Below are 26,666 nucleotides of genomic sequence, written 5' to 3' on the forward strand. Positions count from 1 at the left end.
GGCGAGCCTCTGCCCGCCCCTTCGTTACCCCTGAACAGGCGGGATCTCCTCCAGGCGGCGATAGACCGTCAGGCCCCACTCGTTGGCCAACCGCACGTCGTTATCGGCCCCCGCAGATGCCCCTTCGATGCGATACACCGCCTGACACTGCGCAATCAGCCGATGGGCTACCGGGTAGAGAAACGCCTCGCTCACCGCATCGCCAAGCTGCGTGGAACCCGCCGCGGCCGCCAAAGGCAGCGCCAGCCACTCGCCGATCACCGGCACGTGCCCCCGCTGGTAAACCGCCAGCGCCGCCTGTTCCAGGCGCGCCAGATTGGCAGCGATACGCTGCGGATCGCCATCGGTGCCGCTGCGATAGGGGCCGGCGATCAGGATTTGTTGCGCTTTCATCGTTCTTCCTCCAATGTGCGGTTCAAGGCGACAAACTGCAGCAGCATGATGGTCTTGGCGTCAACGATCGTGCCCTGGCGAACCGCCTGCAGGGCTTGCGCCAGCGGCAGCTCGAGCACCTCCAGATCTTCCCCCTCCGCCACCACCCCGCCGCCCTCGTTGACGCGGTCGCCCGCCTGATATTCGCCGACGAAAAAGTGCAGCTTCTCGGTGACCGAGCCGGGGCTCATGTAGGCTTCGAACACCTTCTCCACGTTCTGCACGAAATAGCCGGTTTCCTCTTCCGCTTCGGCGCGGATGCGCGCCTCCGGCGAGGCGTTATCCAGCAGCCCGGCGGCGGCCTCAATCAACATGCCGTCATGGCCGTTGACGAACACCGGAAAGCGGAACTGGCGCGTCAGGATCACCGTTTGCGCCCGCCGGTTGAACAGCAAAATCACCGCGCCGTCGCCGCGATCGTAGGCCTCGCGACTTTGCCGCTGCCAAACGCCGTCGCGCCGCAGAAAATCAAAGGTGGTTTTTTTCAGCAGGTACCAGTCATCGGACAACACCCGGGTTTCGACAATGCGAACCCTGTCTTTGGTGGCTATCATCGGTTTACTCCGCCAGAGGAAGGAAATTGATACTATCGTGCAATTTCGTGTATGATCAAGATATTTCGTGCAAAGCAAATTTGAGAGGAAAATGGCCATGTTGACCAGCCAGCGCAAGAAAATCATCCTGGAAAAACTGGCCCAGGATGGCCAGGTGTTGGCCAAGCAGCTCAGCGAAATGTTCGGGCTGTCGGAAGACACTGTCCGGCGCGATCTGCGCGAACTGGACGCCGAGGGGTTGCTGCAACGGGTACATGGCGGCGCCCTGCCGGTTTCCTCTGCCATTGCCAGCTTCGCCGAGCGCAATCAGTTGGAATCCGGCGCCAAACGCGCGATCGCCAAAGCGGCGGCGGCGATGATCGCCCCCGGCCAGGTAGTGATTATCGATGGCGGCACCACCTCCGCCGAGCTGGTCAGGCAGCTGCCGCCCAACCTGAACGCCACCATCGTCACCCACAGCCCCAGCGTTGCCGTAGGCCTGGTCGATCACCCCACGGTGGAGGTGATCCTGATCGGCGGCCGGCTGTACAAGCATTCGATCGTCAGCGTCGGCGCCGCCGCGGTGGAGGCGATGTCGCATATTCGCGCCGATATCTATTTTATGGGCGTAACCGGCGTGCACCCCACCGCGGGGCTGAGCACCGGCGATCTGGAAGAGGCCTACATCAAGCGGGCGTTGGCGGCCCGCGCGGCGGAAACCGTGGTGCTGGCCTCCGCCGCCAAGCTTAACGCCGCCTCGCAGTATGCGATCGGCGATATTACGCTGGCGCATACCATCATCGTTGAACGCGCCACCGACGACGCATTGATCGCGCCGTTGCAGCAGGCGGGCGTCAGCGTGTTGAAAGCCTGATTCACGACGATAATGCGATAGATCTCGCATTATTTGTGATTCAAGTCACTTTTTTATGCAACAAGATGGCAAGTTTCATTCATTTGTTTTTATACTGTTCTGCACTTTACCTACGATAAATTAGCGAGTGCCCAGCATGATCGATCCCCGCCTACCGCTTACCGACATTCACCGCCATCTCGACGGCAACATCCGCGCGCAGACCATTCTCGACCTCGGTCGCCAATTCAATCTCGCCCTGCCGGCCAACGATTTGGAGAGCCTGCGCCCGCACGTGCAGATCACCCACGCCGAACCGGATCTGGTCAGCTTCCTGCAGAAACTGGACTGGGGCGTGGCGGTGCTGGGCGATCTGGACGCCTGCCGCCGTGTGGCCTACGAAAACGTCGAAGACGCCGCCAACGCCGGCCTGCACTACGCCGAGCTGCGTTTTTCCCCTTACTACATGGCGATGAAGCACCAGCTGCCGGTCGCCGGCGTGGTGGAAGCGGTGATCGACGGGATCCGTTCGGGCTGCCGCGATCGCGACATCGACATTCGCCTGATCGGCATCATGAGCCGCACCTTTGGTGAGGCCGCCTGTCTGCAGGAATTGGAAGGGTTGCTGGCGCACCGCGACGGCATTACCGCGCTGGATTTGGCGGGCGATGAGCTGGGCTTCCCCGGCAGCCTGTTCCTCAACCACTTCAACCGCGCGCGCGACGCCGGCCTGCGCATCACCGTGCATGCGGGCGAAGCCGCCGGCCCGGAAAGTATCTGGCAGGCGATCCGCGAGCTGGGCGCCGAGCGTATCGGCCACGGGGTGAAAGCGGTCGAAGATCCGGCACTGATGGACTTCCTGGCGGAACACGGCATCGGCATCGAGTCCTGCCTGACCTCCAACATCCAGACCAGCACCGTGCCTTCGCTGGCACAGCATCCGCTGGCCACCTTCCTGCGCCACGGCGTGCTGGCATCGATCAACACCGACGATCCGGCGGTTCAGGGCATCGAGATCGAGCACGAATACCGCGTCGCCGCGCCGCAGGCCGGGCTGACGCCGGAGGAAATCCGCACCGCGCAGGAAAACGGCCTGAAGCTGGCCTTCCTCAGCGAGCAGGAAAAACAGGCGCTGCGCGCCAAAGTGCAAGGTTAAATTCCCCCAAGGCGCCACACGGCGCCTTCTTCTCATCCCCGTTTTCTTCCGCCTGCTCGTCTTTATCGCTGTTTTCACCCATAACTCTGCCGCACTAGAGGAATTTCTTATGTCTGACAAACTACGCCGCATCGTGCTGACCGGCGGCCCGGGTTCGGGCAAAAGCACGCTCATCGAGGTTCTTCATCGCCGTGGCTACCCGCATTCGCAGGAGGCGGGCCGGGCGATTATTCAGGAGCAGGTGAGTATTGGCGGCAATGCGCTGCCGTGGGGCGATCGCCAGGCTTTCGCCGAGCGGATGCTGGATTGGGAACTGCGCTCATGGCGGGAAGCGACGGGCGCAACATGCTGGTTCTTCGATCGCGGCCTGCCGGATATCGCCGGTTACCTGACGCTGTGCGGGTTGCCGATCCCCGCGCCCTTAACCGCGGCGATCGGCGCTTTTCGCTATGCCGATACGGTGTTCATCGCCCCACCGTGGCGAGCGATCTACGCGCAGGACAGCGAGAGAAAACAATCTTTCGCCGAAGCCGAGCAGACCTATCGAGCGATGCTGGCCGCCTATCGCCAACATGGCTATCAGCTGCAGGAACTGCCGCGCGTCTCGCCCGACGAGCGCGCCGACTTTCTGCTCGACGCGCTGGGCTGCCGTTAGCGGCCTGCGTTCTATTTGGCCGCCAGCGCCTCCGCCTCGGCCCGTTGTTTGGCGGTTTTACGCGCATAGCGCTGCGCCAGCACCGCGCACACCATCAGCTGCACCTGGTGGAAAATCATCAGCGGCAGCACCATGGCGCCTACCGCCGCGGCCGGGAACAGCACGTTGGCCATCGGGATGCCGTTCGCCAGGCTTTTTTTCGAGCCGCAGAAGACGATGGTGATTTCATCGGCGGTGTTGAAGCCCAGCCAACGCGCCGCATAGGTGTTGATCACCAACACCACCGTCAGCAGCACCAGCGACATCACCAGGATGGTCAGCAGCGACCAGCCGTCGATGCGATGCCAAATCCCTTCCACCACCGCCGCGCTGAACGCGGTATATACCACCAGCAGGATCGACGAACGGTCGGTCAGGTTGATCAGCTTGCGATGGCGATCGACCCACTTGCCGATCAGCGGCCGCGCCAGGTGACCGACCACAAATGGCACCATCAGCTGCAAAATAATTGAGCCAATGGCGTGCAGCACGTCGGTATTGCCGCCCTGGGTATGCATCAACGCGCCCACCAGCAGCGGCGACAGGAACACGCCGAGAATGCTCGACGCCGAGGCGCTGCAGATCGCCGCCGCCACGTTGCCGCCCGCCGCCGAGGTAAAGGCGATGGCCGATTGCACCGTGGCCGGCAGCGCGCACAGATAGAGGAAGCCGAGATAGACCGTCGGGGTCATGATGCCCGGCACCAGCAGGTTCATCGCCAGCCCAAGCAGCGGGAACAGCGCAAAGGTGCTGAGGAACACCAGCAGATGCAGCTTCCAGTGGCTCATGCCGGCGACGATCGCCTCGCGCGACAGCTTGGCGCCGTGCATAAAGAACAACAGCGCGATGGCGGCGGTGGTCAGGTGTTCAAAGAAGGTTTTCCAGATGCCTTCGCAAGGGAACAGCGAGGCGACGATCACCACCAAAATCAGAACCAGCAAAAATTTATCAATGCGCAAACGCTGCAACCAGGACATGAAACGGATTTCCTTGCACGTAAAGTCGTAAAAAGGCCCGACGTTGCGCCGGGCCACAGAGAAATGGACGGGCTCAGACCACCGGCAGCGCCTGCTGCAGCCGGGCCGATTCCAGCCCCAGTTCGATCAATGCCATCACCGCGATGGCGTCGGCGGCCGGCACCGGGTTTTCGCCGATGCCGGCGATCGCGTCGCGCACCGCCGCGTAATAGGCCGGGTAATTGCCGGGAATGTTGAGCAGCGGCTGCTCCGCCAGCAGATCGCCACGTGACAGCGTCACCACGCCGTCGCGCATGTCATAGCCCCAATCGGCCTGAGGCAGGCGCTCGCCGGCCTTCAGCCGGTCTTCCTGCGGGTCCAGGCCGTATTTGATATAGCTGCCGCGGGTGCCGTGCACCACGTAACGCGGGCTCTCCGCCGCCGCCAGCATGCTGGCGTGCAGCACCACGCGGCGATCGCCATAGCTCAGCAAGGCGTGGAAATAGTCCACCGCCTGCGCCCCCGGCCGCAATTCCCCCAGATCGACGAACAGCCGCTCGGGCTTGCCGAAGAGTTGCAGCGCCTGATCGAGCAAGTGCGGCGCCAAATCGTACCAGATACCGCTGCCGACGCCGCCCTGTTCACGCCAGCGCTGGCGCACCTGCGGCCGGTAACGATCGAAATGCGACTCGAAATAGACCACCTCGCCCAGCGCACCCTCATTCAGCAGCGCTTTCAAAGTAAGGAAGTCGCTGTCCCAGCGGCGGTTGTGAAATACCGACAGCAGCAAACCGCTCTGCTGCGCCTGCTGTTGCAGCGCCTGCGCTTGTGACAATGTCACGGTAAACGGTTTATCCACCACCACGTGCTTGCCGGCGGCCAGCGCCTGCTGCGCCAGCGGGAAGTGGGTGTCGTTGGGAGTGGGAATCACGATCAGATCGAGGGTGGGATCGGCGAACAGCGCCTGCGCATCGCCCACCACCGCCATCGACGGCCAGTCGGCGTGCACTTTGCCGGCATCGCTGCTGGCGACGGCAGCCAGCTCCAACCCCGACGTACCGGCGATCAGCGGCGCATGAAAGGTTTTGCCGGCGTAACCGTAACCGACCAGCCCGACACGAATTTTCTCAGCCATGGGATTTCCTCTTGCAGGCTCACGACAGACCTTTCGATTTGACACCATGCGGCCGGATGGAACAAGAAGTAAATGAGATGTTAATTTGAAGCGGGCTTAATACGGCGTCGAGTAGCCAAACGTGCTGCCACCCGCCGCGATGCCGAGCTATCCGGTTGATTGAGATGACGAAGCCGGTATTACCCGCTAAGCTATGCCGCCTGTGATCCCCGTTTCAATCAGGAAGCCTTTATGTCTCAAGCTGAATACTCTCGTATCGGCGGTTGGTTGCTGGCCCCGATGGCCTATCTGATCGTCACCCTGCTCAGCGCCAGCCTGATGCTGCTCCTGTACGCCATGGCGATCTTCATGCCCGAATCGCGCGACTACCTGCTGACCAACGCCCAGGCGTTTACCCTGCAATGGTACTTTTCGGTGCTGACCACGCTCTTGATGTGGTGCTTCACCCTGTGGCTGCTGTGGCTGTTTTGCCAGCGCTCGCAGCGCTTTCCCAAACTGTTTTTGCTGTGGCTGCTGATCACGGTGCTCCTGGCGGTGAAAGCCTTCGCCTTCGCGCCGGTGCCGGATGAAGTGGCGGTGCGCAGCCTCGGCTGGCCGCTGCTGATGGCGGCGCTGCTGGTGCCTTACATCAAGCGCTCGCAGCGGGTCAAAGGCACCTTTACCGAACGTTAAGGGCGGTTGCAGCACGTTTTATCGGGTGTTTTGTGTAAATTTTCGCCAAAAAAGGCAATACCCCTGCGATTCATATGTTGTCGTCCGGCCGCCGATTCCCGATAATAGGCGGCTTTTATTTTTTTAGGCATCGCAATGACCGAATACCTGCTCCTGTTTGTCGGCACCGTACTGGTGAACAACTTCGTTCTGGTGAAGTTTCTTGGCCTGTGCCCGTTCCTCGGCGTTTCCAAGAAGCTGGAAAGCGCCATCGGCATGGGAATGGCCACCACCTTCGTCATGACGCTGGCCTCCGTCAGCGCCTGGGTGATCAACACCTTTATTCTGGTTCCGCTGGATCTGGTGTACCTGCGCACGCTCTCCTTCATTCTGGTGATCGCCGTCGTCGTGCAGTTCACCGAGATGGTGGTGCGCAAGACCAGCCCGGCGCTCTACCGCCTGCTGGGCATCTTCCTGCCGCTGATCACCACCAACTGCGCGGTGCTGGGCGTGGCGTTGCTTAACGTTAACCTCGGCTACAACTTTCTGCAGTCCGCCGTGTACGGCTTCAGCGCCGCCGCCGGTTTCTCGCTGGTCATGGTGCTGTTTGCCGCCATTCGCGAACGTCTGGCGGTCGCCGACGTGCCGGCGCCGTTCCGCGGCTCCTCGATCGCACTGATCACCGCCGGGCTGATGTCGCTGGCCTTTATGGGCTTTACCGGGCTGGTGAAATTCTAATGACTGCGTTGTGGATAGCTATCGCGGCTTTAAGCGCGCTCGGGCTGCTGTTCGGACTGGTGCTGGGCTACGCCGCGCGCCGTTTTGAGGTGGAGGAGGATCCGGTCGCCGAGCAGGTCGACGCGATCCTGCCGCAGAGCCAGTGCGGCCAGTGCGGCTACCCCGGTTGCCGCCCCTACGCCGAGGCGGTGGCCAACGGCGAGATGATCAACAAATGCGCGCCGGGTGGCGAACAGGTGATGTTGAAACTGGCGGAGCTGCTCAACGTCGAGCCGCAGCCGCTGGGCAGCGAAGCCGCCGCCGAGCCGGAGCGTAAAGTGGCCTATATCGACGAGGCCAACTGCATCGGCTGCACCAAGTGCATTCAGGCCTGCCCGGTGGACGCCATCGTCGGCGCCACCCGCGCCATGCACACCGTCATCACCGACCTCTGCACCGGCTGCGACCTGTGCGTCGCCCCTTGCCCTACCGACTGTATTGAAATGAGACCGGTCGCCACCACCACCGCCAACTGGAAGTGGGACATGAAGACGATCCCGGTGCAAGTGATCCACGTGGAGCAACATGCTTAATCTGTTCGCCGCCTTTAAAAAAGACCGGATCTGGGATTTCAACGGCGGGATCCATCCGCCGGAAATGAAAACGCAGTCCAGCGGTGCGCCGCTGCGTGTCGCTCCCCTGCCCAAGACCTTTATCATTCCGCTGCAGCAGCATCTGGGGCCGGAAGGCGAGCTGTGCGTCAATGCCGGCGATCGGGTGTTGAAAGGCCAGCCGCTGACCGTCGGCCGCGGCCGCACCGTGCCGGTTCACGCCCCCACGTCGGGCACCGTCAGCGCCATCACGCCGCACATCACCGCGCACCCTTCCGGGCTGACGGAGCTGTGCGTGATTATCGAGGCGGACGGCGAAGACCGCTGGGGCGAACGCGATCCGGTGGCTGACTATCGCCAAGCGCCCGCCGCGGATCTGATTCAACGTATTCATCAGGCCGGCATCGCCGGTCTGGGCGGCGCCGGTTTCCCGACCGCCAGCAAGCTGCAGGGCGGCATGAGCGGCGTGGAAACGCTGATCCTCAACGCCGCCGAGTGCGAGCCTTACATCACCGCCGACGATCGCCTGATGCAGGAACATGCCGATCAGATCGTTGAAGGCACGCAGATCCTGCAACATATTCTGCAACCCAAGGTCACGCTGATCGGCATCGAAGACAACAAACCGGAGGCGATCGCGGCGCTGAAGCAGGCGTTGCGCGGCCAGTCCGGCATTGCGCTGCGCGTTATCCCCACCAAATACCCGTCCGGCGGCGCCAAACAGCTGACCAAGATCCTGACCGGCAAGGAAGTGCCGCACGGCAAGCACTCCTCTGCCATCGGCGTATTGATGCAAAACGTCGGCACCGCCTTCGCCATCAAGCGAGCGATCGTCGACGGTGAACCGCTGATTGAGCGCGTAGTGACCCTGACCGGCGACGCGATCGAGCGCCCGGGCAACCTGTGGGCGCGCATCGGCACGCCGGTGCAGCACCTGCTTGACTTCGCCGGTTTCCGCCCGCAGGCGCAGCAGATGGTGGTCATGGGCGGCCCGCTGATGGGCTTCACCCTGCCTGCGCTGAATGTGCCGATCGTCAAGATCAGCAACTGCATTCTGGCGCCGACGGTCGATGAAATGACACCGCAGGAGCCGGAGCAGTCCTGCATCCGCTGCGGCCTGTGCGTAGACGCTTGCCCTGCCGGGCTGCTGCCGCAGCAGCTGTACTGGTTCAGCCGTGGGCAGGAGCACGACAAGGCGCGCAACCATAACCTGTTCGACTGCATTGAATGCGGCGCCTGCGCGTTCGTCTGCCCCAGCAACATCCCGCTGGTGCAGTACTACCGTCAGGAAAAGGCCGAGATCAAGGCTATCGATCTTGAAGCGGCGCGCGCCGCCGAGGCCAAGGCGCGTTACGAAGCCAAGCTGGCCCGCCTGGAGCGCGAGAAGCTGGCGCGCGAAGAGCGGCACAAAAAAGCCGCCGTCAAACTGACCGACGACGATCAGGGTGCGGTGCAGGCCGCGTTGGCGCGCGTGCGCAGCAAAAATGCCGAAGCGGCGGTCACGCCGGTCGACGGCCAGCAGCCGGATAACAGCGAAATGATCGCCGCCCGCGAAGCGCGTAAAGCGCAGGCGCGTGAACGCCGCGCCCAGTTGGCGGCCGAGGCGGAAAAAGAGGCGCCACCGGCGGCCTCCGGCGACGACGCGCGCAAAGCCGCCGTGGCCGCGGCGCTGGCCCGCGTGAAAGCGCGCAAGGAAGCGCCGGCCGCAGACAACGCCGCCCCGGCGGCAACAGAGGACGATCCGCGTAAAGCGGCCGTTGCTGCCGCCCTGGCGCGCGTCAAAGCCAAAAAGGCAGAGCAGCAGGCAGATACCCCAGCCGCAGTGGAACCGGCTCCGGCAAGCGCCGAAGAAGATCCGCGCAAGGCGGCGGTCGCGGCGGCACTGGCGCGTGTCAAAGCCAAGAAAGCGGCGCAGCAGGCGGACGCCCCTGCACCGGCGGAAACGGCGCCGGTAACCGCCGAAGAAGATCCGCGCAAGGCGGCGGTCGCGGCGGCTATCGCCCGCGCCAAAGCCAAGAAAGCGGCGCAGCAGACGGACGCCCCTGCACCGGCGGAAACGGCGCCGGCAGCCGCCGAAGAAGACCCGCGCAAGGCGGCGGTCGCGGCAGCTATCGCCCGCGCCAAAGCCAAGAAAGCGGCGCAGCAGACGGATGCCCCTGCACCGGCGGAAACGGCGCCGGCAGCCGCCGAAGAAGATCCGCGCAAGGCGGCGGTCGCGGCAGCTATCGCCCGCGCCAAAGCCAAGAAAGCGGCGCAGCAGGCGGACGCCCCTGCACCGGCGGAAACGGCGCCGGTAACCGCCGAGGAAGATCCGCGCAAGGCGGCGGTCGCGGCGGCTATCGCCCGCGCCAAAGCCAAAAAAGCCGCCAGGGAATCGCTGGCGGCGGAAACGGAAGACAAATGATGACAGCGGCGCCTGGCTGACGTCGGCGCCGTTTAATCGATAGAGATCAGGTAGGTGTAATCCACATCAATCTGGCGCAGTTTGGATTCCGGATTCCACTCTTTGGTTTGAATGATCTCCATTTCCATACTGCCGCGCACTTCATCCTTCAGCCCCGGCATTACATGCGACATCAGGTAGCCGAAAAACTGCAAACACTCTTTCGCCGAACCCTTATGGTTGATGGAGATAAACTCGCGGCTCGGCAGATGGAAAGTGTCGATTTGATAGTTGGAAAGAATATCCTTTTTGTGTTCAGGATCGACCGCCATCACCAGCGTGGATGAGAGCTCGTCGCCCTCCCCGGCATGAGGGGAGTAGATGCTGTAAATCCGCCGACAGTCGACGTGCAGCCCCTTGAAGAAGTCGTTGAAAATCTCGTCCTTCATCGCCATGCAGGAAGAGTACTCCAGCTCCTGTTCGGAGGCGAAATCCAGCCGGCGCGTGAAACCGACCAACTGCATCTCGGGCAGCGTCAGCCGCTTCACTTCCGGGTAATAACCGGCGCCGTAGCTGGCTTCGAAGTTAAAGCGCGGCATCAGGTTTTTCACGTCCCAGTGCGTCATCGAACGGTAGCGATTGGGCGTGGTGCCGAAGCGCTGCTTGAACATGCGGGTAAAGGTCTGCTGCGAGTCGAAGCCCAGCTCATCGGAAATGTCGATGATCGAGCGACGAGTAATGCGCAGCGCCACCGCGGCGCGCGTCAGGATACGCGAACGGATGTAGGTGGCGAGTTGAATGCCGGTAATACGCTTGAATTTACGCTGCAGATGCCACTTGGAATAGCCCGAAATACGCGCGACTTCATCCAGGTTTGGCCGTTTCTCCAGATGTATCTCCACCCACTCAATTAGCTCTTCAATAAAAAAAATGTCTTCATTTGTCATTATTATGGGTTCACTGACTCAATAATGTTCGCGATAGTAACCTACACGGATTATGTGAAAGTTGTTATTTTGTGCGGAAATCTGGTGAAAAATGATATTTCATTCATACGGTTAACCCATTTATTGCGGTCGATGGCGGCACAAGTTCCACTGACAATTCCTCACGTTAGCCCATTTTCCGGCCAAAAAAAAATCAAATCGCGCCGTCCCGATCGCCAGATGCGCGGAAAGCCCAATACCCCTATCATTAAGGCGTATTACCCTCGCATCGAATCAGGTAGAATGCTCGGCTATTATTTTTGCCGCGCCCGCAATTCGGCGCATCGAAACTGCCGCAGGCGCGGCGCAGAAGGTATCGTTACTCTATGAAGTTCAGGCCGGTATCACCCACAGCCGCCAAAGGCTTACACATCGCCAGCTCGCCGTTCACCCACAACCAGCAAAGCACCAGCCGCATCATGCTGTGGGTGATGCTGGCGTGCATTCCCGGCATCGCGGCGCAGATTTGGTTCTTCGGCTACGGCGTATTGATTCAGGTGGCGCTGGCGGCGATCGTCGCGCTGGCCGCAGAAGGCGCGATCCTCAGGCTGCGCAAGCTGCCGGTGCGCAGCCGGCTGGCAGATAACTCCGCTTTGCTGACCGCCCTGCTGCTCGGCATCAGCCTGCCGCCGCTGGCCCCGTGGTGGATGATCGTTATCGGTACCTTCTTCGCCATCGTCATCGCCAAGCAGCTGTACGGCGGCCTCGGGCAGAACCCGTTCAACCCGGCGATGGTCGGTTACGTGGTGCTGCTGATCTCCTTCCCGGTACAGATGACCAGCTGGCTGCCGCCGGATGAGCTGCGCGCCACCGCGCTGTCGCTCCACGACACGCTGCTGGCCATTTTCAGCGGCCATACCTCGCAAGGCGCGACGCTGCACGAACTGCAGATGGGCGTGGACGGCATCAGCCAGGCTACGCCGCTCGACGGCTTTAAAACCGGCCTGCGCAGCGGCCACAGCGTGGAACAGGTGTTACAGCAGCCGCTGTTCGGCGGCGCGCTGGCCGGCATCGGCTGGCAGTGGGTCAACCTCGGCTTCCTGGCCGGCGGCCTGTTTATGCTGGCGCGCCGCCTGATCCATTGGCAAATCCCTTTCAGCATGTTGGCCGCCATCGCCTTCTGCTCCGGCCTTGCCTGGTGGATAGATCCGGCGCATCAGGCTTCGCCGCTGATCCACCTGTTCTCCGGCGCCAGCATGCTGGGCGCGTTCTTTATCGCCACCGATCCGGTCAGCGCCTCCACCACGCCGAAGGGCCGCCTGATCTACGGCGCGCTAATCGGCGTGCTGGTCTGGCTGATCCGCGTCTATGGCGGCTACCCCGACGGCGTGGCTTTCGCCGTGCTGCTCGCCAACATCACCGTCCCGTTAATCGACCACTACACGCAGCCGCGCGTGTACGGCCATCGCTAAGGAGCCGCCATGCTGAATTCCATGAGAAAGCACGGCACCACGCTGGCGGTGTTCGCGGCGGTCACCACCGGCCTGACCGCCGTGGTCTATACCTTGACGAAAGGCACCATCGCCCATCAGGCGGCGCTGCAGCAAAAAGCGCTGCTCGATCAGGTGGTGCCGCCGGAAAACTACGACAACATTATGCAGAACGAATGCCTCCTGGTCAGCGATCCGGCGCTGGGTGACGGCGCGCCGCACCGCTTGTACCTGGCACGCAAAAACGGGCAACCGACCGCCGCCGCGCTGGAAACCACCGCGCCGGACGGCTACTCCGGCGCCATCAAGCTGCTGGTCGGCGCCGATTTCAACGGCACGGTGCTCGGCACCCGCGTGATTGAACACCACGAAACCCCGGGGCTGGGGGACAAAATCGAACTGCGCATTTCCGACTGGATTTCCTTCTTCAGCGGCAAGAAAATCGAAGGCCCGGACGATAAGCGCTGGGCGGTGAAGAAAGACGGCGGTATGTTCGATCAGTTCACCGGCGCCACCATTACACCGCGTGCGGTGGTCAATGCAGTGCGCCGCACGGCGTTGTATATGGAAACGCTGCCGCCTAAACTTGAAAGCTTACCTGCGTGTGGAGCCGCCGAATGAGTGAAGCCAAAGAATTGATCGTCCAGGGGTTGTGGAAGAACAACTCCGCCCTGGTGCAGCTGCTGGGCATGTGCCCGCTGCTGGCGGTGACCTCCACCGTCACCAACGCGCTCGGCCTGGGGTTGGCCACCACCCTGGTTTTGGTCTTGACCAACGCCTCGATTTCCGCGGTGCGCCGCTGGGTGCCGAGCGAAGTGCGTATTCCGATCTACGTGATGATCATCGCCGCGGTGGTGAGCATCGTGCAGATGCTGATCAACGCCTATGCCTTCGGTTTGTATCAGTCGCTCGGGATCTTTATTCCGTTGATCGTGACCAACTGCATCGTGGTCGGCCGTGCCGAAGCGGTGGCGGCGCGAAAACCGGTCGGCCTCTCGGCGCTGGACGGTCTGGCGATCGGCCTCGGCGCCACCGGCGTGATGGTGACGCTGGGCTCGATGCGAGAACTGTTGGGCAACGGCACGCTGTTCGACGGCGCCGACCAGCTGCTGGGCGGCTGGGCCAAGTCGCTGCGCATCGAAGTGGTGCATTTCGACAGCCCCTTCCTGCTGGCCATGTTGCCGCCGGGCGCCTTTATCGGCCTGGGGTTGCTGCTGGCGGTCAAATATCTGATCGACGAAAAAATGAAGGCGCGCAAAGCCCGCGCCCTGGCGGTGGAACCGCTGCTGGAACAAGGACGTGCTGAGAAGGCCTGATGAACAAGCAGAAGCGACTGGAAATTTTGACCCGGCTGCGCGACAACAACCCGCACCCGACCACCGAGCTGGTGTACACCACGCCGTTTGAACTGCTGATCGCGGTATTGCTGTCCGCACAGGCCACCGACGTCAGCGTCAACAAAGCGACCGCCAAGCTTTATCCGGTCGCCAACACCCCCGCCGCCATGCTGGCGCTGGGGGTTGATGGCGTCAAGGAGTACATCAAGACCATTGGTCTGTTCAACAGCAAGGCCGAAAACGTGATCAAAACCTGCCGCATGCTGCTGGAGCTGCACGGCGGCGAAGTGCCGGAAGATCGTGCCGCGCTGGAAGCGCTGCCGGGCGTCGGCCGCAAGACCGCCAACGTGGTGCTCAATACCGCCTTCGGCTGGGCGACCATCGCCGTGGACACCCACATCTTCCGGGTGTGCAACCGCACTCACTTCGCGCCAGGCAAGAACGTCGATCAGGTGGAAGAGAAGCTGTTGAAGGTGGTGCCCGCCGAATTCAAGGTCGATTGCCACCACTGGCTGATCCTGCACGGCCGCTATACCTGCATCGCGCGCAAACCGCGCTGTGGCTCCTGCATTATCGAAGACCTGTGCGAGTATAAAGAAAAGGTTTATCCGGAATCCTGAGTCTGTTGGGTGCGGCAAACCGCACCCGTCGCCACCTCTCCCCCCGCCAGCGCCTCTTTTTTATCGGAAATGTGATATCGCGCAGCAGTAACCCCGGCAATTTCGAGGTTTTCAGTGAAAAGCTCAGTGCCGTGTTATTTTCAAGCGAAAAATTAGTCGAAAATTGCGGTGAACGTCACGCTTTCAGGATCACAAGGCGTTCACAAATGCCAGTACCGTTTTCCCAAATTTCTATAATTTTACAAAATGCGCCATGTGCACAACATTCCAACGGATTAATAACCTCACCTACACTGATGCGCTAAAAAATAGCAATTCAGCAGAATATATCCCTGTTTAAAATTCGTATAGCTTTTAATCAAAACAAAAAATCGGCAAACCATTAAAACCCGAAAGTTAATACTGCATAACATTTGCAACATCGCGGCATAATCCTGCGGGCGTTAAATGTAACCGAATATGACAAACTGCTTGCCTCGTTGACAAAGATAGTGAACATTAACCGCCGTCCCCATCCTATAACAACGCAAAAGGATGCCGTTCCGCATCAACTTTTGTACTTTCCCGTCCTCCAAAGACGGGCTGCGAAAAAACAGAGGTACCAGTGTCAACAGCAAACAACCAACATCCGGAGAGCGTGAGCCTTAACGCGTTCAAACAACCGAAAGCGTTCTATCTGATCTTCTCGATCGAACTGTGGGAGCGTTTCGGCTACTACGGCCTGCAGGGCATCATGGCGGTTTATCTGGTCAAGATGCTCGGCATGAGCGAAGCCGACTCCATCACCCTGTTCTCTTCCTTCAGCGCCCTGGTATACGGTTTCGTCGCCATCGGCGGCTGGCTGGGCGACAAAGTGCTGGGCGCCAAACGCGTGATCGTGCTCGGCGCGCTGGTGCTGGCCGCCGGTTACGCCATGGTGGCTTACTCCGGCCACGACATCTTCTGGGTCTACATGGGCATGGCGACCATCGCCGTGGGCAGCGGTCTGTTCAAGGCCAACCCGTCCTCTCTGTTGTCCACCTGCTATGAGAAAGACGATCCGCGTCTCGACGGTGCCTTCACCATGTATTACATGTCGGTGAACATCGGTTCCTTCTTCTCTATGCTGGCCACTCCGTGGCTGGCGGCGAAATACGGCTGGAGCGTGGCGTTCTCGCTGAGCGTGGTCGGCATGCTGATCACCCTGGTCAACTTTATGATGTGCCGCAAGTGGGTGAAGGAAAACGGTTCCAAGCCTGACTTCAAGCCGCTGCATCTGCCGAAACTGCTGATGGTGCTGGTCGGCATCGTGGCGTTGATCGCCGTGTCCAGCTGGCTGCTGCACAACCAGGTGATCGCGCGCTGGGCGCTGGCCCTGGTTTCCGCCGGCATCGTTCTGGTGTTCGCCAAGGAAACCTTCGCCCTGCACGGCGCCGCTCGCCGCAAGATGATCGTCGCCTTCCTGCTGATGCTGGAAGCGGTGGTGTTCTTCGTGCTGTACAGCCAGATGCCAACCTCGCTGAACTTCTTCGCCATCCACAACGTGGAACACAGCATCTTCGGCGTCGCCTTCGAGCCGGAGCAGTATCAGGCGTTGAACCCGTTCTGGATCATGCTCGCCAGCCCGATTCTGGCCGCGCTGTATAACAAAATGGGCGATCGCCTGCCGATGCCGCACAAGTTCGCTTTCGGCATGATCCTCTGCTCCTGCGCCTTCCTGGTGCTGCCGTGGGGCGCCAGCTTCGCCAACGAACAGGGCATCGTGTCGGTCAACTGGCTGATCCTGAGCTACGCGCTGCAGAGCATCGGCGAGCTGATGATTTCCGGCCTGGGTCTGGCGATGGTGGCGCAGCTGGTGCCACAGCGTCTGATGGGCTTCATCATGGGCTCCTGGTTCCTGACTACCGCCGCCGCCGCGCTGATCGCCGGTAAGGTTGCCGGTCTGACCGCCGTCCCAAGCGACATCAACGACGCGCACGCTTCGCTGGCCATCTACAGCCATGTGTTTATGCAGATCGGTATCGTCACCGCCGTCATCGCTATCCTGATGATGCTGACCGCGCCGAAGCTGTATCGCATGACGCTGGACACCACGGAAGACGCCAATCAGAAAGCGCAGGAAGCCACCGCGGCTCGCTGATCGCCGGCAGATTGAGACGTAAATAAAAACACCGGAGTTAACGCCCCGGTGTTTTTTTATGCCTGCAAGAAAAAGGCTTACGCTGACTTGGGTTTGCCGCTCAGGTTGGCCCACATGAACTCGCTCACCAATGCGCTGTGGAACGCCGCCTGTTGCTTGTCGGCGGCGGCGCTGTGCCCGCCTTCGGTATTCTCGTAGAAATAAGCCTGCTGATACCCCATCGCCTGCATGCGCGCGGCCATTTTGCGGGCGTGGGCCGGGTTGACCCGATCGTCGCTGGTCGCGGTATAGAACAGCACCGGCGGATAGGCCGTTTTCGCCTGAATGTTGTGGTACGGCGAGAAGGTTTTGATATAAGCCCACTGCTCCGGCTTGCTCGGGTCACCGTATTCGGCGATCCACGACGCGCCGGCGGAAAGCTGCGTATAGCGCTGCATGTCCAGCAGCGGCACTTCGCAGACGATGCAGCCGAACAGCTGCGGATACAGCGTCAGCATATTGCCCACCAACAGGCCGCCGTTGCTGCCGCCGCGCGCGCCCAGATGCGGCGCCGAGGTCACCTTGCGTGCGATGAGATCTTCGGCCACGGCGGCGAAATCCTCGTAGGCGCGATGGCGATTCTGCTTGAGCGCCGCCTGGTGCCAGGCCGGGCCGTATTCGCCGCCGCCGCGGATGTTGGCCACCACGTACACCCCGCCGCGCTCCAGCCAGGCCGGCGCCTTGCCGCCGAGATAGCCCGGCAGCAGCGGCACTTCAAACCCGCCGTAGCCATACAGCAGCGTCGGCGTGCTGCCGTCCAGTTTGAGATCTTTGGCGGCAATCTGGAAATACGGCACGCGGGTACCGTCCTTGGAACGCGCAAAATGCTGGCTCACCCGGTAGCCTGACGCATCAAAATCCTGCGGCGCCTGTTTCAGCAGCGTCGCCTCACCGCCGTCAAGATTGCCCATGTACAGCGAGGTCGGCTGCAGGAACCCGCTGACGGTCAGGAAATAGGCGTTGCTCTCTTCTTCGATGCCGCCGGCGGAAAGGGTGCTGATGGCGCCGGGGTTGCCCAGCGGGCGACGTTGCCAGCTGCCGCCCTGCGGCGTCAGCACTTCCAGCCGGTTGACCACGTTATCCATGATGCTGAGGATCAGATGATCGCGGGTGCCGCTGTAGCCGCTCAGCGCCTGCTCCGCCGTCGGGGTAAACAGCAGCTGCAGCTCGCGCTTGCCCGCCAGATAGTCATCGAAGTTGGCCGCCAGCAGCGCACCGGACGGATAACGCTTGCCGCCCACCTCCCAGTCGCTGCTCGGTTTGATCAGCAGCCATTCCCGATGCGTGTCCAGCTCGGCGTCGGCCGGGATGTCGATTTTGATCTGCCGGCCGTCCTTAGCCAGCAAGAAGTAGTCGCGGCGATAGAAATCCAGGCTGCGGCCGACGAAATCGCGCTCAAAGCCCGGCGTGCGATCGTGATAGGCGAAGACCGCCATGTCCTCAGGCTGCGCTTCATACAGCGTTTCGGCGGCGCTCAGCGGCGTGCCGCGCCGCCAGCGTTTGGCGATGCGCGCGTAACCGGACTGGGTCATCGAGCCGGGGCCGAAATCGGTGGCGATGAACAGCGTGTCCCGATCGACCCAGGAAACCCGGCTTTTCGCCACCGGCACGTTGAAGCCGTCCTTGACGAAGCGTTTGGCCACCAGATCGAATTCGCGGATTTCGGTGGCGTCGCCGCCGTCCGGCGACAGCTGCATCAGGCAATAGCGGTATTCCGGCGCCAGCGGCTGCGAGCCCTGATAAACCCAATCCTTGCCCTCCGCCTTGCCCAACGCATCGATATCCAGCACCGTTTCCCAGGCCGGTTTGGCCTTGCGGTACTCGTCCAGCGTGGTGCGCCGCAGCAGGCCGCGCGGGTTGGCCTGGTCCTGCCAGAAGTTGTAATAGTACTCGCCGCGCTTGCTCACCCACGGGATCTGGGTGTCTTTATTGAGGATATCCAGCACCTCGCGCTCAATGCGCTGAAAGTCTTCGCCCTGGCCGAAACGCGCCACGGAGCGCTGATTTTCCTGCTGCACCCATTGCAGCGCTTTTTTACCCTGCAGCTCCTCCAGCCACAGGAATTCATCGCCGGCGGCCGCGCCGCCTTCCGCCGCCATCGCCAGGCGGATACTGTTGGGTAATGAAGTCATCGCGAATACGGCTCCTGCGGTTTGCGCACTGAGTTTAATAAACTGACGTCGATTGGTGACCGGCAAAATCAAGCTCCTTTTGAGTCGGCTGCAACGCCGCCCCGTCGTGGGCGACAGCCTGTGAAATAAGCGTCATTTTCAACAAGGTAGGCGTTTGGCGGCGCGGAGTCAAAGCCCACGGCCGCCGCGTTGAGTCAGGATTGAGGATAGTGGATCAGATCGTGGATACGCACCGTTTGTGAACTGGCGTTGCGGTAAGCGTGCGGCCGATCGGCCTGAAAGCGCATCGCCTCGCCGGCGGCCAGGCTGTGCCATTCGCCCTCTATCGCCAACTCCAACCGGCCGCTGATCACGATGACATGCTCGATCACGCCCGGCTCATGGGGCGACGACTCGCTGAGCGCGCCCGGCGCAAGATCGATGACGAACATATCGAAACCCAGCTGGCGATCGTAGGGAAACAGCGGCACCACGCGCATATCGGCGTTGTCCTGATCGTACACCGGCAGATCGCCGTAGCGGTGCAGCGTCGCCTGCTGCTGCGCGGGAGAAGCCTCGAGAAAGGCGGAGAACGCCACGTTGAAACCGGTGGCGATCTTCCACAGCGTCGCCACCGTCGGGCTGGACTCGCCGCGTTCGATCTGCCCGAGCATCGCCTTGCTGACGCCGGTGTATTCCGCCGCCTGCGTCAGGCTCCAGCCGCGCTGTATGCGCAGCGTGCGAAGGGTGTGCGCCAAGTGGCCGGCAAGTTCCTGCATCCTGTTCTCCTCTGCATGTCGGGCTCGATTATACCCGCTTGTGCGCTATAGCGCACGGTGCTATGCTGATTTCTCATCGTGCGTTATAACGCACAGTCACCGATTGGAGCACCTCATGCGCCCAGCCCTCTCCCTGCGCCACCTGACCCTGCCCGCCGTCATGGCCGGCTTTGTCGCCGTTCTGGTGGGTTACACCAGTTCTGCCGCGATCATTTTCCAGGCCGCCGCCGCTGCAGGCGCCACGCCGGCGCAGATCGGCGGCTGGCTGAGCGCGCTGGGGATCGCGATGGGCGTCACCTCGCTGGGACTGTCGCTTTACTACCGTACCCCGATCCTCACCGCCTGGTCGACGCCCGGTGCGGCGCTGTTGGTCACCAGCCTGCCCGGCACGCCGATCAACGAGGCGATCGGCGTGTTTATCTTCGCTTCCGGCCTGATCCTGCTGTGCGGCGTCACCGGGCTGTTCGCCCGCCTGATGGACTATATTCCGCAGGCGATTTCCGCCGCGATGCTGGCGGGGATCCTGTTGCGTTTCGGGCTGGACGCCTTCGCTTCGCTGCAGCTCAATTTCCCGCTGAGCGCCGGCATGGGGCTGGCCTATCTGCTCAGCCGCCGTTATCTGCCGCGCTACGCCATCGTGCTGACGCTGGCGGCCGGGCTGGCGATCGCCGCGCTGCAGGGCAATATCCAGCCGGCGCAACACGCGCCGGCGTTTGCCATGCCGGAATTTATCGCGCCGCACTTCAGTTGGCCGACGCTGCTGGGCATCGGCGTGCCGTTCTTCGTGGTGACCATGGCTTCGCAGAATGCGCCCGGCATCGCCACGCTGCAGGCGGCGGGCTACCGCGTGCCTACGTCACCGCTGATCGCCTGGACGGCGCTCACCGCGCTGCTGCTGGCGCCGTTCGGCGGATTCTCGGTGTGCATCGCCGCGATCACCGCCGCCATCTGCATGGGCCCGGACGTGCATCCCGATCCGCAGCGCCGCTATATGGGCGCGGTGGCCGCCGGCGGCTTCTACCTGTTGGCCGGGCTGTTCGGCGGCGCCATCGGCCTGCTGTTCAGCGCGCTGCCCCTCGCCCTGATCCACACCATCGCCGGGCTGGCGCTGCTCGGCACCATCGGCGGCAGCCTGCAGCGCGCGCTGCATGATGAGAAACAGCGCGACGCGGCGCTGATCGCCTTCCTCATCACCGCCTCCGGCGTCACGTTACTGGGCATCGGTTCGGCCTTCTGGGGCATCGTCGGCGGCGCGATCGCCCATCTGCTGCTGTCGCTGCCGCAGCGAACAAGCCAAGCATAACGGGCGGTCTACATTGACAAGTGCCGCCGTGGCGCCTTCACTTTCTCTGTCGTCTTGAGATCAATTCACAAAATAAGTGACGCCGTCACCAAGGAAGCCTATGACTGAGAAAGCTGCGCTGTTGGCTCAGCGCCTGATACGCAATGTCGAACGAGTAGATAAGCGGCACGATCGGCGGCCGCCGCTGTATGACAGCGTCGGCGCTCGCCTCGGCACCGGCACCGCCGCCGACAAGCTGGGCGCCTCTTTCGATTGTGTCGCGCCGGGTATGCGCTCCTGCCCCTACCATTTTCACTACGCTCAGGAGGAAATGTTCATCATTCTGGAAGGCAGCGGTACGCTGCGGGTGGCCGGAGAAATGCTGCCGATCGTCAGCGGGGATGTCATCTTCATTCCGCCGGGCCCGGAATACCCGCACCAGATCATCAACACCTCCGATGCGCCGCTGAAGTACCTGTCCGTCAGCACGCGCGAGCAGCCGGAGCTGGTGATGTACCCGGATTCCGGCAAATACCAGGCGATGGCGCGCGGCGCAGACGGCCAGCAGGTGCGCTACCTGCAGCGCCCTTCAACCTCGCTCGATTACTGGCAGGATGAACCCTGAGTCGCCGCCCGGCAGCGGGAGATCCAGCGCGCGCGCCGCCAGCTCAGCGACGCGAAAGTCGATGTCCGCCGCCTGCCCGTCTTCCATGAACCAGGCGGCGGACAGCCCCGACCAGGCGAGGATCCATTGCAGCAAGCGCCGGCGCTCCAGCCCGGCCAAGCGACAGACCTGTTCCACGCGGCGCTGGAAAATGGCCGGATCGGTGGCGATGCCGTAGTTGGGATTGCAGAAGATATTGGCGTAGTCGAAGCCCCGTTCGCCGTACAAACGCTTGGGATCGATCGCCAGCCAGCCGCGTTCGCCGAAGTCCAGCACGTTGTCATGGTGAATATCGCCGTGCAGCACGCTCTCTTCTCGCGGGCTGTGCAGCAATTCTGCCGCCGCCGTGGCACAGAGACGCAGCATGCCGCCGTGCGCCTGCGCCGCCGGCCACAGTGAGCTGAACCACTCCTGCAGCGGGATCAGCTCGGGCAACGGTTCCGCTCGCGGCGCATGCAAGGCGGCGATCGCCCGGCACAGGATTTGCGTGGCCTGCTCATCGTCGCCGTCACGCACCAGCTGCGCCAACGAGCCTTCACCCTGCGCGCGCTCCAGCAGAATGCCGTCGTCATGCCACGCCAGCACCTGCGCGGCGCCTTCCCCACGCCACCAGCACATCAGTTGGCCACCGAAGCGCTCCTCCTGCTCGCGGGCGATCTTCAGCATCGCCGCCTCGCCCCGGTAACGCACCGGCATCAGCAGACTGCTGTGGGTTTCGAAGGCTTTGCCGTCCTGTTCCAGTTGCCAGCGTTGCAGGTAGGGAGTAAAAAGCGGGTTCATCGTCTCATGCGTCCTTGTGGCCGATCTGCGCCGCACTGTCACATTCAGGTGAAAGACGACGTATAAAATAAAGAGGGATGATACTCTCAAATATCATCGGTGCGCGGCGTCTGGCCGCCGTTTCCTCAGTATCCTAACCAAGTTTGTCGATTTTATTAACCGGTCTTGCGCGGGGTTTGATCATGACATTATTAAAACGCACGAATTATCCGCAGTTGCCTACGCCGGGCGGCCCCTATGTGCATGCGGTGCGCCACGGCGATCGCCTGTACGTGTCGGGATTGACGGCCTTCGCCACCGACGCGCAAGGCTTGAGCGCGCCGGAGCAAACGCAGGAGATCCTCGAGCAGTTAGCCACTATCGCCGCCAGCGAAGGCGTTAATCTTAAAGCGTTGATTAAAATCAGCGTGTTCCTGACCGACATCGCCGATCTGGCGGGCGTGCGCCCGGTGCTGTTTGACTATTTCGATGGCGCGCTGCCGGCCTGTTCACTGATGGCGGTCAGCGCGTTGTTTTCACCGCAGGTGTGCGTAGAGATAGAAGCGGTGATGGCGTTGCAATAATGCGCGGCTAGAGCGCGCCCTCATCCGGCACGCAGGGGCCGATCTTGAACCAGGCTTTGGCGATCCGCCCCTGCTCCACTTCGTAAATGGCGATGACATCCATTTTGCCACGCCCCTGCGGGAAGTTCCGTGTCACCACTTCCTGATCGACCACCATGTTCCCCACCGCCATGCGTTTTATCCGTTCACCGTACAGACTTGGCTCCTGGAAACGCACCAGATGCCGTTCGCGGATCGCCGCCTTGCCGCTGGCCAGCAGCGTGTCGGGATGCTCGTAATACTGCGCGTCGTCCGCCCAGCAGGCCATGAAGGCGTCGATGTCGCGGGCGTTATAGGCGTCAAGCTGTTGCTGAACCACATCCTGCGGGCGTGCCGTTTTATCGTTCATCACATCCTCCTGCCGAAGTTAACCGCCGCATGTATCGAACCCATCACGTTAACCGCCCGGTGCTGCAGCTTGATGACACGGCGAATGTTGAATAAAAACCCAAAAATAGCGAATAAATAACCTACCACGCCCGATGGACAATTCAAGCGTCCGGCATAAATTTTCTGCCCCGCGCCAGCGGCGGGGAAAACCGCATGGCACCGCGCGTTAATCTTTGCGGCGGTTAGGGAAATTCTGCTAATTTAGCGTGAACAGCCTGATGATAACGAAACGCTATGCAGCAAAAACCGGTGTTGGACGAAGCCAGACAGTTAAAGCGACTCAACGCCGCCACGCGGCGTCAATCCCATATGTATAAATGGATCGCGCTGATTGCGGCGCTGGATGCGCTGTTGGTGTTTTGGTATGACCGGGATATGCGCAACGTCACCTTCTCGGGAGCGGTTGCGCTGGTGTGCGGTTATCTGTGGATCCGCGATCGCAACAAGGCCCGGGGTTACCGGCGCGAGTTCGACCGCAAATTCGGCAAGCGCAGCGGCGATTAAGGCTGCATCGCTTCCAGCACTTTGGCGCTGTCGACGATCTGCACGAACTTCACGATTTTGCCGCCGCGCAGCGTATAAATATGCGCAAAAGAGGCGCTGAAGGATTTGCCGGTGGCCCGGTAGGTGCCGTGATAAAAACCTTGAGCGATCACATTGTCGCCGGCGTCGTAAAAGTGGTCGACATCGGCGCGGTAACCTTGCCATTCGCTGCCCAGGCGCTGATGCACGTTCTTGATGATATTTTCCGGGCCGATATAGGTACCGGCGTAGGGGAAACCGGCAGCTTCGGTCCACTCGGCATCGGGGGCCAGCGCCGCCAGCAGATTACGGCCGTTTTCTTCGGAGCTGCCTTCATAGGTTGCGCGCACTATTTCAAGAGGGGTTGGCATGTCTCTTCTCCCATGGCTGATGAGGATATTCCGGCCATCTCCGCGGACACAGGCTCTCACCAAGCGGAGACGGCGGAATGCGGCTATTCTAGGTTGCTTGTTTCGCTGCAAAAACCGCAGTTATGACAATAGTGGGTTGCACTTTAGTAAACAATAGCCGTTTTTCTGTCATTCTCCCGGCATCCGGCGCGGCTATGCTGATTGACCGATTTCCCCCAACAGGAGCTGAACGTGTCTTTACCCTCGCTGACGCAAGAGCTGTTACAACCTTTTTCCCCCTACCAGGCGCTGGCGCAAACGCTGTTGCCGCTCACCCTCGAGTCGGACGACGGTTCGCATGACGTGGCGCATCTGCACCGGGTCTGGAAGAACTGCCGCCGGATCAGCAAGCTGGAAGGCGGCGACCGGCGCATTCTCTGTGCGGCGGTGCTGCTGCACGACGCCGTCGCGGTGGAAAAGAATTCGCCGCAGCGCCATCTGGCCTCACGCATGGCGGCGGAGCAAGCCACGCTGACGCTGACCCGGCTGGAATGGGCGCCGGCGGATATCGCGGCGGTGGCTCACGCCATCGAAGCGCACAGTTTTTCCGCCGGCATCCCCCCGCAAACCCTGGAGGCGAAGATCCTGCAGGATGCCGATCGCCTCGACGCCATAGGTCTTATCGGCGTGGCGCGCTGCTTCTATATCGGCGGCCGCATGCGCAGCGCGCTGTACGACGCCGCCGACCCGCGGGCCGAACATCGCCAATACGACGACAAGCGTTTCAGCCTGGATCACTTCGAAACCAAGCTGTTCAAACTGCAAGACGGCTTCCAGACCGCTGCCGGGCGGCACATGGCCGAGCAGCGCACCGAACGCATGCGGCGCTTTGTCGACGATCTGCTGGAAGAGGTGTAATGCCGGCTTACCGCGCATTTCGTTATGCCCATAACATTTTCGGTCACATAACGCCGCTAAACTGTAGGTCAACTTCACCGAACGGGCGGCACAGATGAAAAAGTTGACGTTGAAAGAGATGACGGAAAGCGAACAGCGGGAAGTGAAAACCGAACTGGACAAGGCGCGCAAGAGCCACGGCAGGCCGCTGACCAACGCCGAACAGCACAAGGTCAAGGATGAAGTGGTGGCGCGCATCATGGCCGCCAGAGCGAAGCTCGCCAAGGCGGAGCGTGCAGAACGCAAGGCCAACCGCTATCGGCCGAGCGGCGACACCTTCAGTTGGTCCGCCACCATCGGCTCCCGCCCGCCGCGCTGAACCAGCCAAACTCTCCCCGCCGCTGCGGGGATTTTTATTTATTAGCCAAACTCATCCTCGCTACCGAATCATGAATAACAATGTTATCAATCTGTTGTAAATTGACAGCCTGATGAAGAATATTCATTATCACCCCACTTCCCCTTTTCACGAGACCGCCATGGCCTACCCACGCAACGCCGACTTTCTGATAACACCTGCGTTGCCCGTTGGCGATTTGGCGGCGGTTAAATCGAAGAAACAGACGCTCATTTGACCGGGGCGAGCTGTCCCGTCAGATGAGCTGACTGGATGGCGCGCAACGCCCCGCCTTCAATTTTCTCATCTGGCTTCTCTGTCGGTCACACAGAAGGAATATTTTATGGCCTCATTTTCGGGTATTTGGGTGGCGATGGTTACCCCTTTCAATCACGATGCCGTCGATTTGCCGGCGGTGAAACGCCTGGCGCGGCACCTGCTCGACGCCGGCATCGATGGCCTGGTGGTCTGCGGCTCCACCGGTGAAGCCGCCGCGCTGAGCAAAGAAGAACAGCTGGCGGTACTCGACGCCGTGCTGGAAGTGGCGCCCGCACACCAGGTGGTGATGGGCCTTTCCGGCAATAACATGGCCGCCACGCTGCAGATGCAGCAGGCCATTCAACTGCGCGACATCGCCGGCGTGCTGATCCCGGCACCTTACTACATTCGCCCTTCGCAATGCGGCCTGATCGATTATTTCACCCAGTTGGCCGACGCCTCCAGCGTGCCGGTGATCCTGTACAACATTCCGCAGCGCACCGGCATCGCCATGGAGCTGGCCACATTGCGCCGGCTCGCGCGCCATCCGCGCATCACCGCCATCAAGGACTGCGGCGGCAATCCTGACGCCACCATGGCGCTGATCGCCGACGGCGAAATCGATGTGATGACCGGGGAAGACAATCTGATCCTCACCACGCTGTGCCTCGGCGGCACCGGCGCCATCTCCGCCGCCGCGCATGTTCACCCGGAACGTTTCGTGCAGCTGGTGCAGCAGGTCGCCGCCGGCGATTTGGCCGCGGCGCGCAGCAACTTCTATGAGCTGCTGCCGATGATCCACCAGATGTTCAGCTTCCCGAATCCGGCGCCGGTCAAGACGGTGCTGGCTCAGCAGGGGCTGATCGCCAACGAGCTGCGCTCGCCGATGCAGGTAGCGCCGCAGGCGTTGCAACAGCAGATCGCCGCAACGCTGGTGCAGCTGCAGCCCGCCGAGGCGATCATCGGTTAAATTTGTTAGCTA

General features: G+C 61.6%; 30 protein-coding genes. 20 read left to right on the forward strand and 10 right to left on the reverse strand.

What is annotated here, in order from left to right; translation table 11 throughout:
* Positions 1 to 24: 24 nt before the first annotated feature.
* Entirely contained in the window at positions 25 to 393 is a 369-nt protein-coding gene (locus ACJ8IM_RS11790; protein ID WP_033654753.1) for an NUDIX hydrolase, read from the reverse strand.
* Entirely contained in the window at positions 390 to 986 is a 597-nt protein-coding gene (locus ACJ8IM_RS11795) for an NUDIX domain-containing protein (RefSeq protein WP_033654754.1), read from the reverse strand. The genes ACJ8IM_RS11790 and ACJ8IM_RS11795 overlap by 4 nt, the downstream gene beginning before the upstream one ends.
* Positions 987 to 1,083: 97 nt before the next feature.
* Between ACJ8IM_RS11795 and ACJ8IM_RS11800 the strand changes: the two genes are divergently transcribed.
* From ACJ8IM_RS11800 to ACJ8IM_RS11810, 3 genes are all read left to right on the forward strand, one after another.
* Positions 1,084 to 1,839 carry a DeoR/GlpR family DNA-binding transcription regulator gene (locus tag ACJ8IM_RS11800; protein WP_033654756.1) on the forward strand — a complete coding sequence of 252 codons (756 nt, stop codon included), beginning with the start codon at positions 1,084 to 1,086 and terminating at the stop codon, positions 1,837 to 1,839.
* Positions 1,840 to 1,975: 136 nt separating this feature from the next.
* Positions 1,976 to 2,974 carry an adenosine deaminase gene (add, locus tag ACJ8IM_RS11805; RefSeq protein ID WP_019455941.1) on the forward strand — a complete coding sequence of 333 codons (999 nt, stop codon included), beginning with the start codon at positions 1,976 to 1,978 and terminating at the stop codon, positions 2,972 to 2,974.
* A gap of 109 nt (positions 2,975 to 3,083) precedes the next feature.
* Positions 3,084 to 3,629 carry an AAA family ATPase gene (locus ACJ8IM_RS11810; RefSeq protein WP_033654757.1) on the forward strand — a complete coding sequence of 182 codons (546 nt, stop codon included), beginning with the start codon at positions 3,084 to 3,086 and terminating at the stop codon, positions 3,627 to 3,629.
* A gap of 11 nt (positions 3,630 to 3,640) precedes the next feature.
* Here the strand turns inward: ACJ8IM_RS11810 and ACJ8IM_RS11815 are convergent, their stop codons facing one another.
* Entirely contained in the window at positions 3,641 to 4,645 is a 1,005-nt protein-coding gene (locus ACJ8IM_RS11815) for a bile acid:sodium symporter family protein (RefSeq protein ID WP_033648207.1), read from the reverse strand.
* A 73-nt stretch (positions 4,646 to 4,718) separates the two neighbouring features.
* Positions 4,719 to 5,759 (reverse strand): oxidoreductase, encoded by a 1,041-nt coding sequence (locus ACJ8IM_RS11820; protein WP_033654759.1) that lies wholly within the window; start codon positions 5,757 to 5,759, stop codon positions 4,719 to 4,721.
* Positions 5,760 to 5,990: 231 nt separating this feature from the next.
* Here ACJ8IM_RS11820 and ACJ8IM_RS11825 point away from each other — a divergent pair, with 231 nt between their 5' ends.
* The 4 genes from ACJ8IM_RS11825 to rsxC all read left to right on the forward strand — a co-directional run bounded on the left by ACJ8IM_RS11825 (position 5,991) and on the right by rsxC (position 10,142).
* Positions 5,991 to 6,431: a DUF2569 domain-containing protein gene (locus ACJ8IM_RS11825; protein WP_019455945.1), complete on the forward strand. Its 441-nt coding sequence runs from the start codon at positions 5,991 to 5,993 to the stop codon at positions 6,429 to 6,431.
* Positions 6,432 to 6,566: 135 nt separating this feature from the next.
* The gene (rsxA, locus tag ACJ8IM_RS11830) at positions 6,567 to 7,148 is read left to right on the forward strand and encodes an electron transport complex subunit RsxA (RefSeq protein WP_004938443.1); all 582 of its coding nucleotides are present in this window, start codon (positions 6,567 to 6,569) and stop codon (positions 7,146 to 7,148) included.
* Positions 7,148 to 7,720 carry an electron transport complex subunit RsxB gene (gene rsxB / locus ACJ8IM_RS11835; protein ID WP_004938428.1) on the forward strand — a complete coding sequence of 191 codons (573 nt, stop codon included), beginning with the start codon at positions 7,148 to 7,150 and terminating at the stop codon, positions 7,718 to 7,720. Before rsxA ends, rsxB begins: the two co-directional genes overlap by 1 nt.
* Complete coding sequence (gene rsxC, locus ACJ8IM_RS11840; RefSeq protein ID WP_101455833.1) at positions 7,713 to 10,142, forward strand: electron transport complex subunit RsxC; 2,430 nt, start codon at positions 7,713 to 7,715, stop codon at positions 10,140 to 10,142. The genes rsxB and rsxC overlap by 8 nt, the downstream gene beginning before the upstream one ends.
* 32 nt (positions 10,143 to 10,174) lie before the next feature.
* Here the strand turns inward: rsxC and ACJ8IM_RS11845 are convergent, their stop codons facing one another.
* Entirely contained in the window at positions 10,175 to 11,068 is an 894-nt protein-coding gene (locus ACJ8IM_RS11845) for a helix-turn-helix domain-containing protein (protein ID WP_033654761.1), read from the reverse strand.
* Between the two features lie 84 nt (positions 11,069 to 11,152).
* Here ACJ8IM_RS11845 and ACJ8IM_RS11850 point away from each other — a divergent pair, with 84 nt between their 5' ends.
* From ACJ8IM_RS11850 to dtpA, 6 genes are all read left to right on the forward strand, one after another.
* Positions 11,153 to 11,437, forward strand: a complete 285-nt coding sequence (locus ACJ8IM_RS11850) for a hypothetical protein (RefSeq protein ID WP_125460740.1) — start codon at positions 11,153 to 11,155, stop codon at positions 11,435 to 11,437.
* Complete coding sequence (gene rsxD, locus ACJ8IM_RS11855; protein WP_033638411.1) at positions 11,434 to 12,519, forward strand: electron transport complex subunit RsxD; 1,086 nt, start codon at positions 11,434 to 11,436, stop codon at positions 12,517 to 12,519. Before ACJ8IM_RS11850 ends, rsxD begins: the two co-directional genes overlap by 4 nt.
* A gap of 9 nt (positions 12,520 to 12,528) precedes the next feature.
* The gene (gene rsxG, locus ACJ8IM_RS11860) at positions 12,529 to 13,158 is read left to right on the forward strand and encodes an electron transport complex subunit RsxG (RefSeq protein WP_033654762.1); all 630 of its coding nucleotides are present in this window, start codon (positions 12,529 to 12,531) and stop codon (positions 13,156 to 13,158) included.
* The gene (locus ACJ8IM_RS11865) at positions 13,155 to 13,853 is read left to right on the forward strand and encodes an electron transport complex subunit E (protein WP_033654763.1); all 699 of its coding nucleotides are present in this window, start codon (positions 13,155 to 13,157) and stop codon (positions 13,851 to 13,853) included. Before rsxG ends, ACJ8IM_RS11865 begins: the two co-directional genes overlap by 4 nt.
* Entirely contained in the window at positions 13,853 to 14,494 is a 642-nt protein-coding gene (gene nth, locus ACJ8IM_RS11870; RefSeq protein WP_019455952.1) for an endonuclease III, read from the forward strand. The genes ACJ8IM_RS11865 and nth overlap by 1 nt, the downstream gene beginning before the upstream one ends.
* 604 nt (positions 14,495 to 15,098) lie before the next feature.
* Positions 15,099 to 16,613 (forward strand): dipeptide/tripeptide permease DtpA, encoded by a 1,515-nt coding sequence (gene dtpA, locus ACJ8IM_RS11875; protein ID WP_033638407.1) that lies wholly within the window; start codon positions 15,099 to 15,101, stop codon positions 16,611 to 16,613.
* A gap of 77 nt (positions 16,614 to 16,690) precedes the next feature.
* Here dtpA and ACJ8IM_RS11880 read toward each other — a convergent pair whose 3' ends face one another.
* The gene (locus ACJ8IM_RS11880) at positions 16,691 to 18,784 is read right to left on the reverse strand and encodes a prolyl oligopeptidase family serine peptidase (protein ID WP_033654764.1); all 2,094 of its coding nucleotides are present in this window, start codon (positions 18,782 to 18,784) and stop codon (positions 16,691 to 16,693) included.
* A 194-nt stretch (positions 18,785 to 18,978) separates the two neighbouring features.
* Positions 18,979 to 19,542, reverse strand: coding sequence for a helix-turn-helix domain-containing protein (locus ACJ8IM_RS11885; protein ID WP_033654765.1), 564 nt, complete (start codon positions 19,540 to 19,542; stop codon positions 18,979 to 18,981).
* A 115-nt stretch (positions 19,543 to 19,657) separates the two neighbouring features.
* Between ACJ8IM_RS11885 and ACJ8IM_RS11890 the strand changes: the two genes are divergently transcribed.
* Positions 19,658 to 20,845 (forward strand): benzoate/H(+) symporter BenE family transporter, encoded by a 1,188-nt coding sequence (locus tag ACJ8IM_RS11890; RefSeq protein WP_033638404.1) that lies wholly within the window; start codon positions 19,658 to 19,660, stop codon positions 20,843 to 20,845.
* 100 nt (positions 20,846 to 20,945) lie between these two features.
* Positions 20,946 to 21,449, forward strand: coding sequence for a cupin domain-containing protein (locus ACJ8IM_RS11895; protein ID WP_033638403.1), 504 nt, complete (start codon positions 20,946 to 20,948; stop codon positions 21,447 to 21,449).
* Here the strand turns inward: ACJ8IM_RS11895 and ACJ8IM_RS11900 are convergent.
* Complete coding sequence (locus ACJ8IM_RS11900; RefSeq protein WP_033654766.1) at positions 21,414 to 22,268, reverse strand: aminoglycoside phosphotransferase family protein; 855 nt, start codon at positions 22,266 to 22,268, stop codon at positions 21,414 to 21,416. The two genes, ACJ8IM_RS11895 and ACJ8IM_RS11900, sit on opposite strands and share 36 nt — an antisense overlap.
* Before the next feature lie 182 nt (positions 22,269 to 22,450).
* Here ACJ8IM_RS11900 and ACJ8IM_RS11905 point away from each other — a divergent pair, with 182 nt between their 5' ends.
* Complete coding sequence (locus ACJ8IM_RS11905) at positions 22,451 to 22,831, forward strand: RidA family protein (RefSeq protein WP_033654780.1); 381 nt, start codon at positions 22,451 to 22,453, stop codon at positions 22,829 to 22,831.
* 7 nt (positions 22,832 to 22,838) lie between these two features.
* Here ACJ8IM_RS11905 and ACJ8IM_RS11910 read toward each other — a convergent pair whose 3' ends face one another.
* Complete coding sequence (locus ACJ8IM_RS11910; protein WP_033638401.1) at positions 22,839 to 23,219, reverse strand: nuclear transport factor 2 family protein; 381 nt, start codon at positions 23,217 to 23,219, stop codon at positions 22,839 to 22,841.
* 275 nt (positions 23,220 to 23,494) lie between these two features.
* Between ACJ8IM_RS11910 and ACJ8IM_RS11915 the strand changes: the two genes are divergently transcribed.
* Positions 23,495 to 23,764 carry a hypothetical protein gene (locus ACJ8IM_RS11915; protein ID WP_004938382.1) on the forward strand — a complete coding sequence of 90 codons (270 nt, stop codon included), beginning with the start codon at positions 23,495 to 23,497 and terminating at the stop codon, positions 23,762 to 23,764.
* On the opposite strand, the gene ACJ8IM_RS11920 is transcribed toward ACJ8IM_RS11915, so the two are convergent.
* On the reverse strand, positions 23,761 to 24,153 hold the full coding sequence (locus tag ACJ8IM_RS11920; protein ID WP_033638399.1) for a nuclear transport factor 2 family protein: 393 nt from the start codon (positions 24,151 to 24,153) through the stop codon (positions 23,761 to 23,763). The two genes, ACJ8IM_RS11915 and ACJ8IM_RS11920, sit on opposite strands and share 4 nt — an antisense overlap.
* Positions 24,154 to 24,354: 201 nt before the next feature.
* Here ACJ8IM_RS11920 and ACJ8IM_RS11925 point away from each other — a divergent pair, with 201 nt between their 5' ends.
* From ACJ8IM_RS11925 to dapA, 3 genes are all read left to right on the forward strand, one after another.
* Positions 24,355 to 25,050, forward strand: a complete 696-nt coding sequence (locus ACJ8IM_RS11925) for an HD domain-containing protein (RefSeq protein WP_079656471.1) — start codon at positions 24,355 to 24,357, stop codon at positions 25,048 to 25,050.
* A gap of 94 nt (positions 25,051 to 25,144) precedes the next feature.
* Positions 25,145 to 25,408, forward strand: coding sequence for a DUF3811 domain-containing protein (locus ACJ8IM_RS11930; protein ID WP_004938373.1), 264 nt, complete (start codon positions 25,145 to 25,147; stop codon positions 25,406 to 25,408).
* Between the two features lie 361 nt (positions 25,409 to 25,769).
* A complete protein-coding gene (gene dapA / locus ACJ8IM_RS11935) occupies positions 25,770 to 26,654 on the forward strand; it encodes a 4-hydroxy-tetrahydrodipicolinate synthase (protein WP_033654767.1) in 885 nt (294 codons plus the stop codon).
* The last annotated feature ends 12 nt before the right edge of the window (positions 26,655 to 26,666 follow it).

This window comes from Serratia sp. CY33525, from assembly GCF_052169115.1.
GTDB classification, from domain to species: domain Bacteria; phylum Pseudomonadota; class Gammaproteobacteria; order Enterobacterales; family Enterobacteriaceae; genus Serratia; species Serratia sarumanii.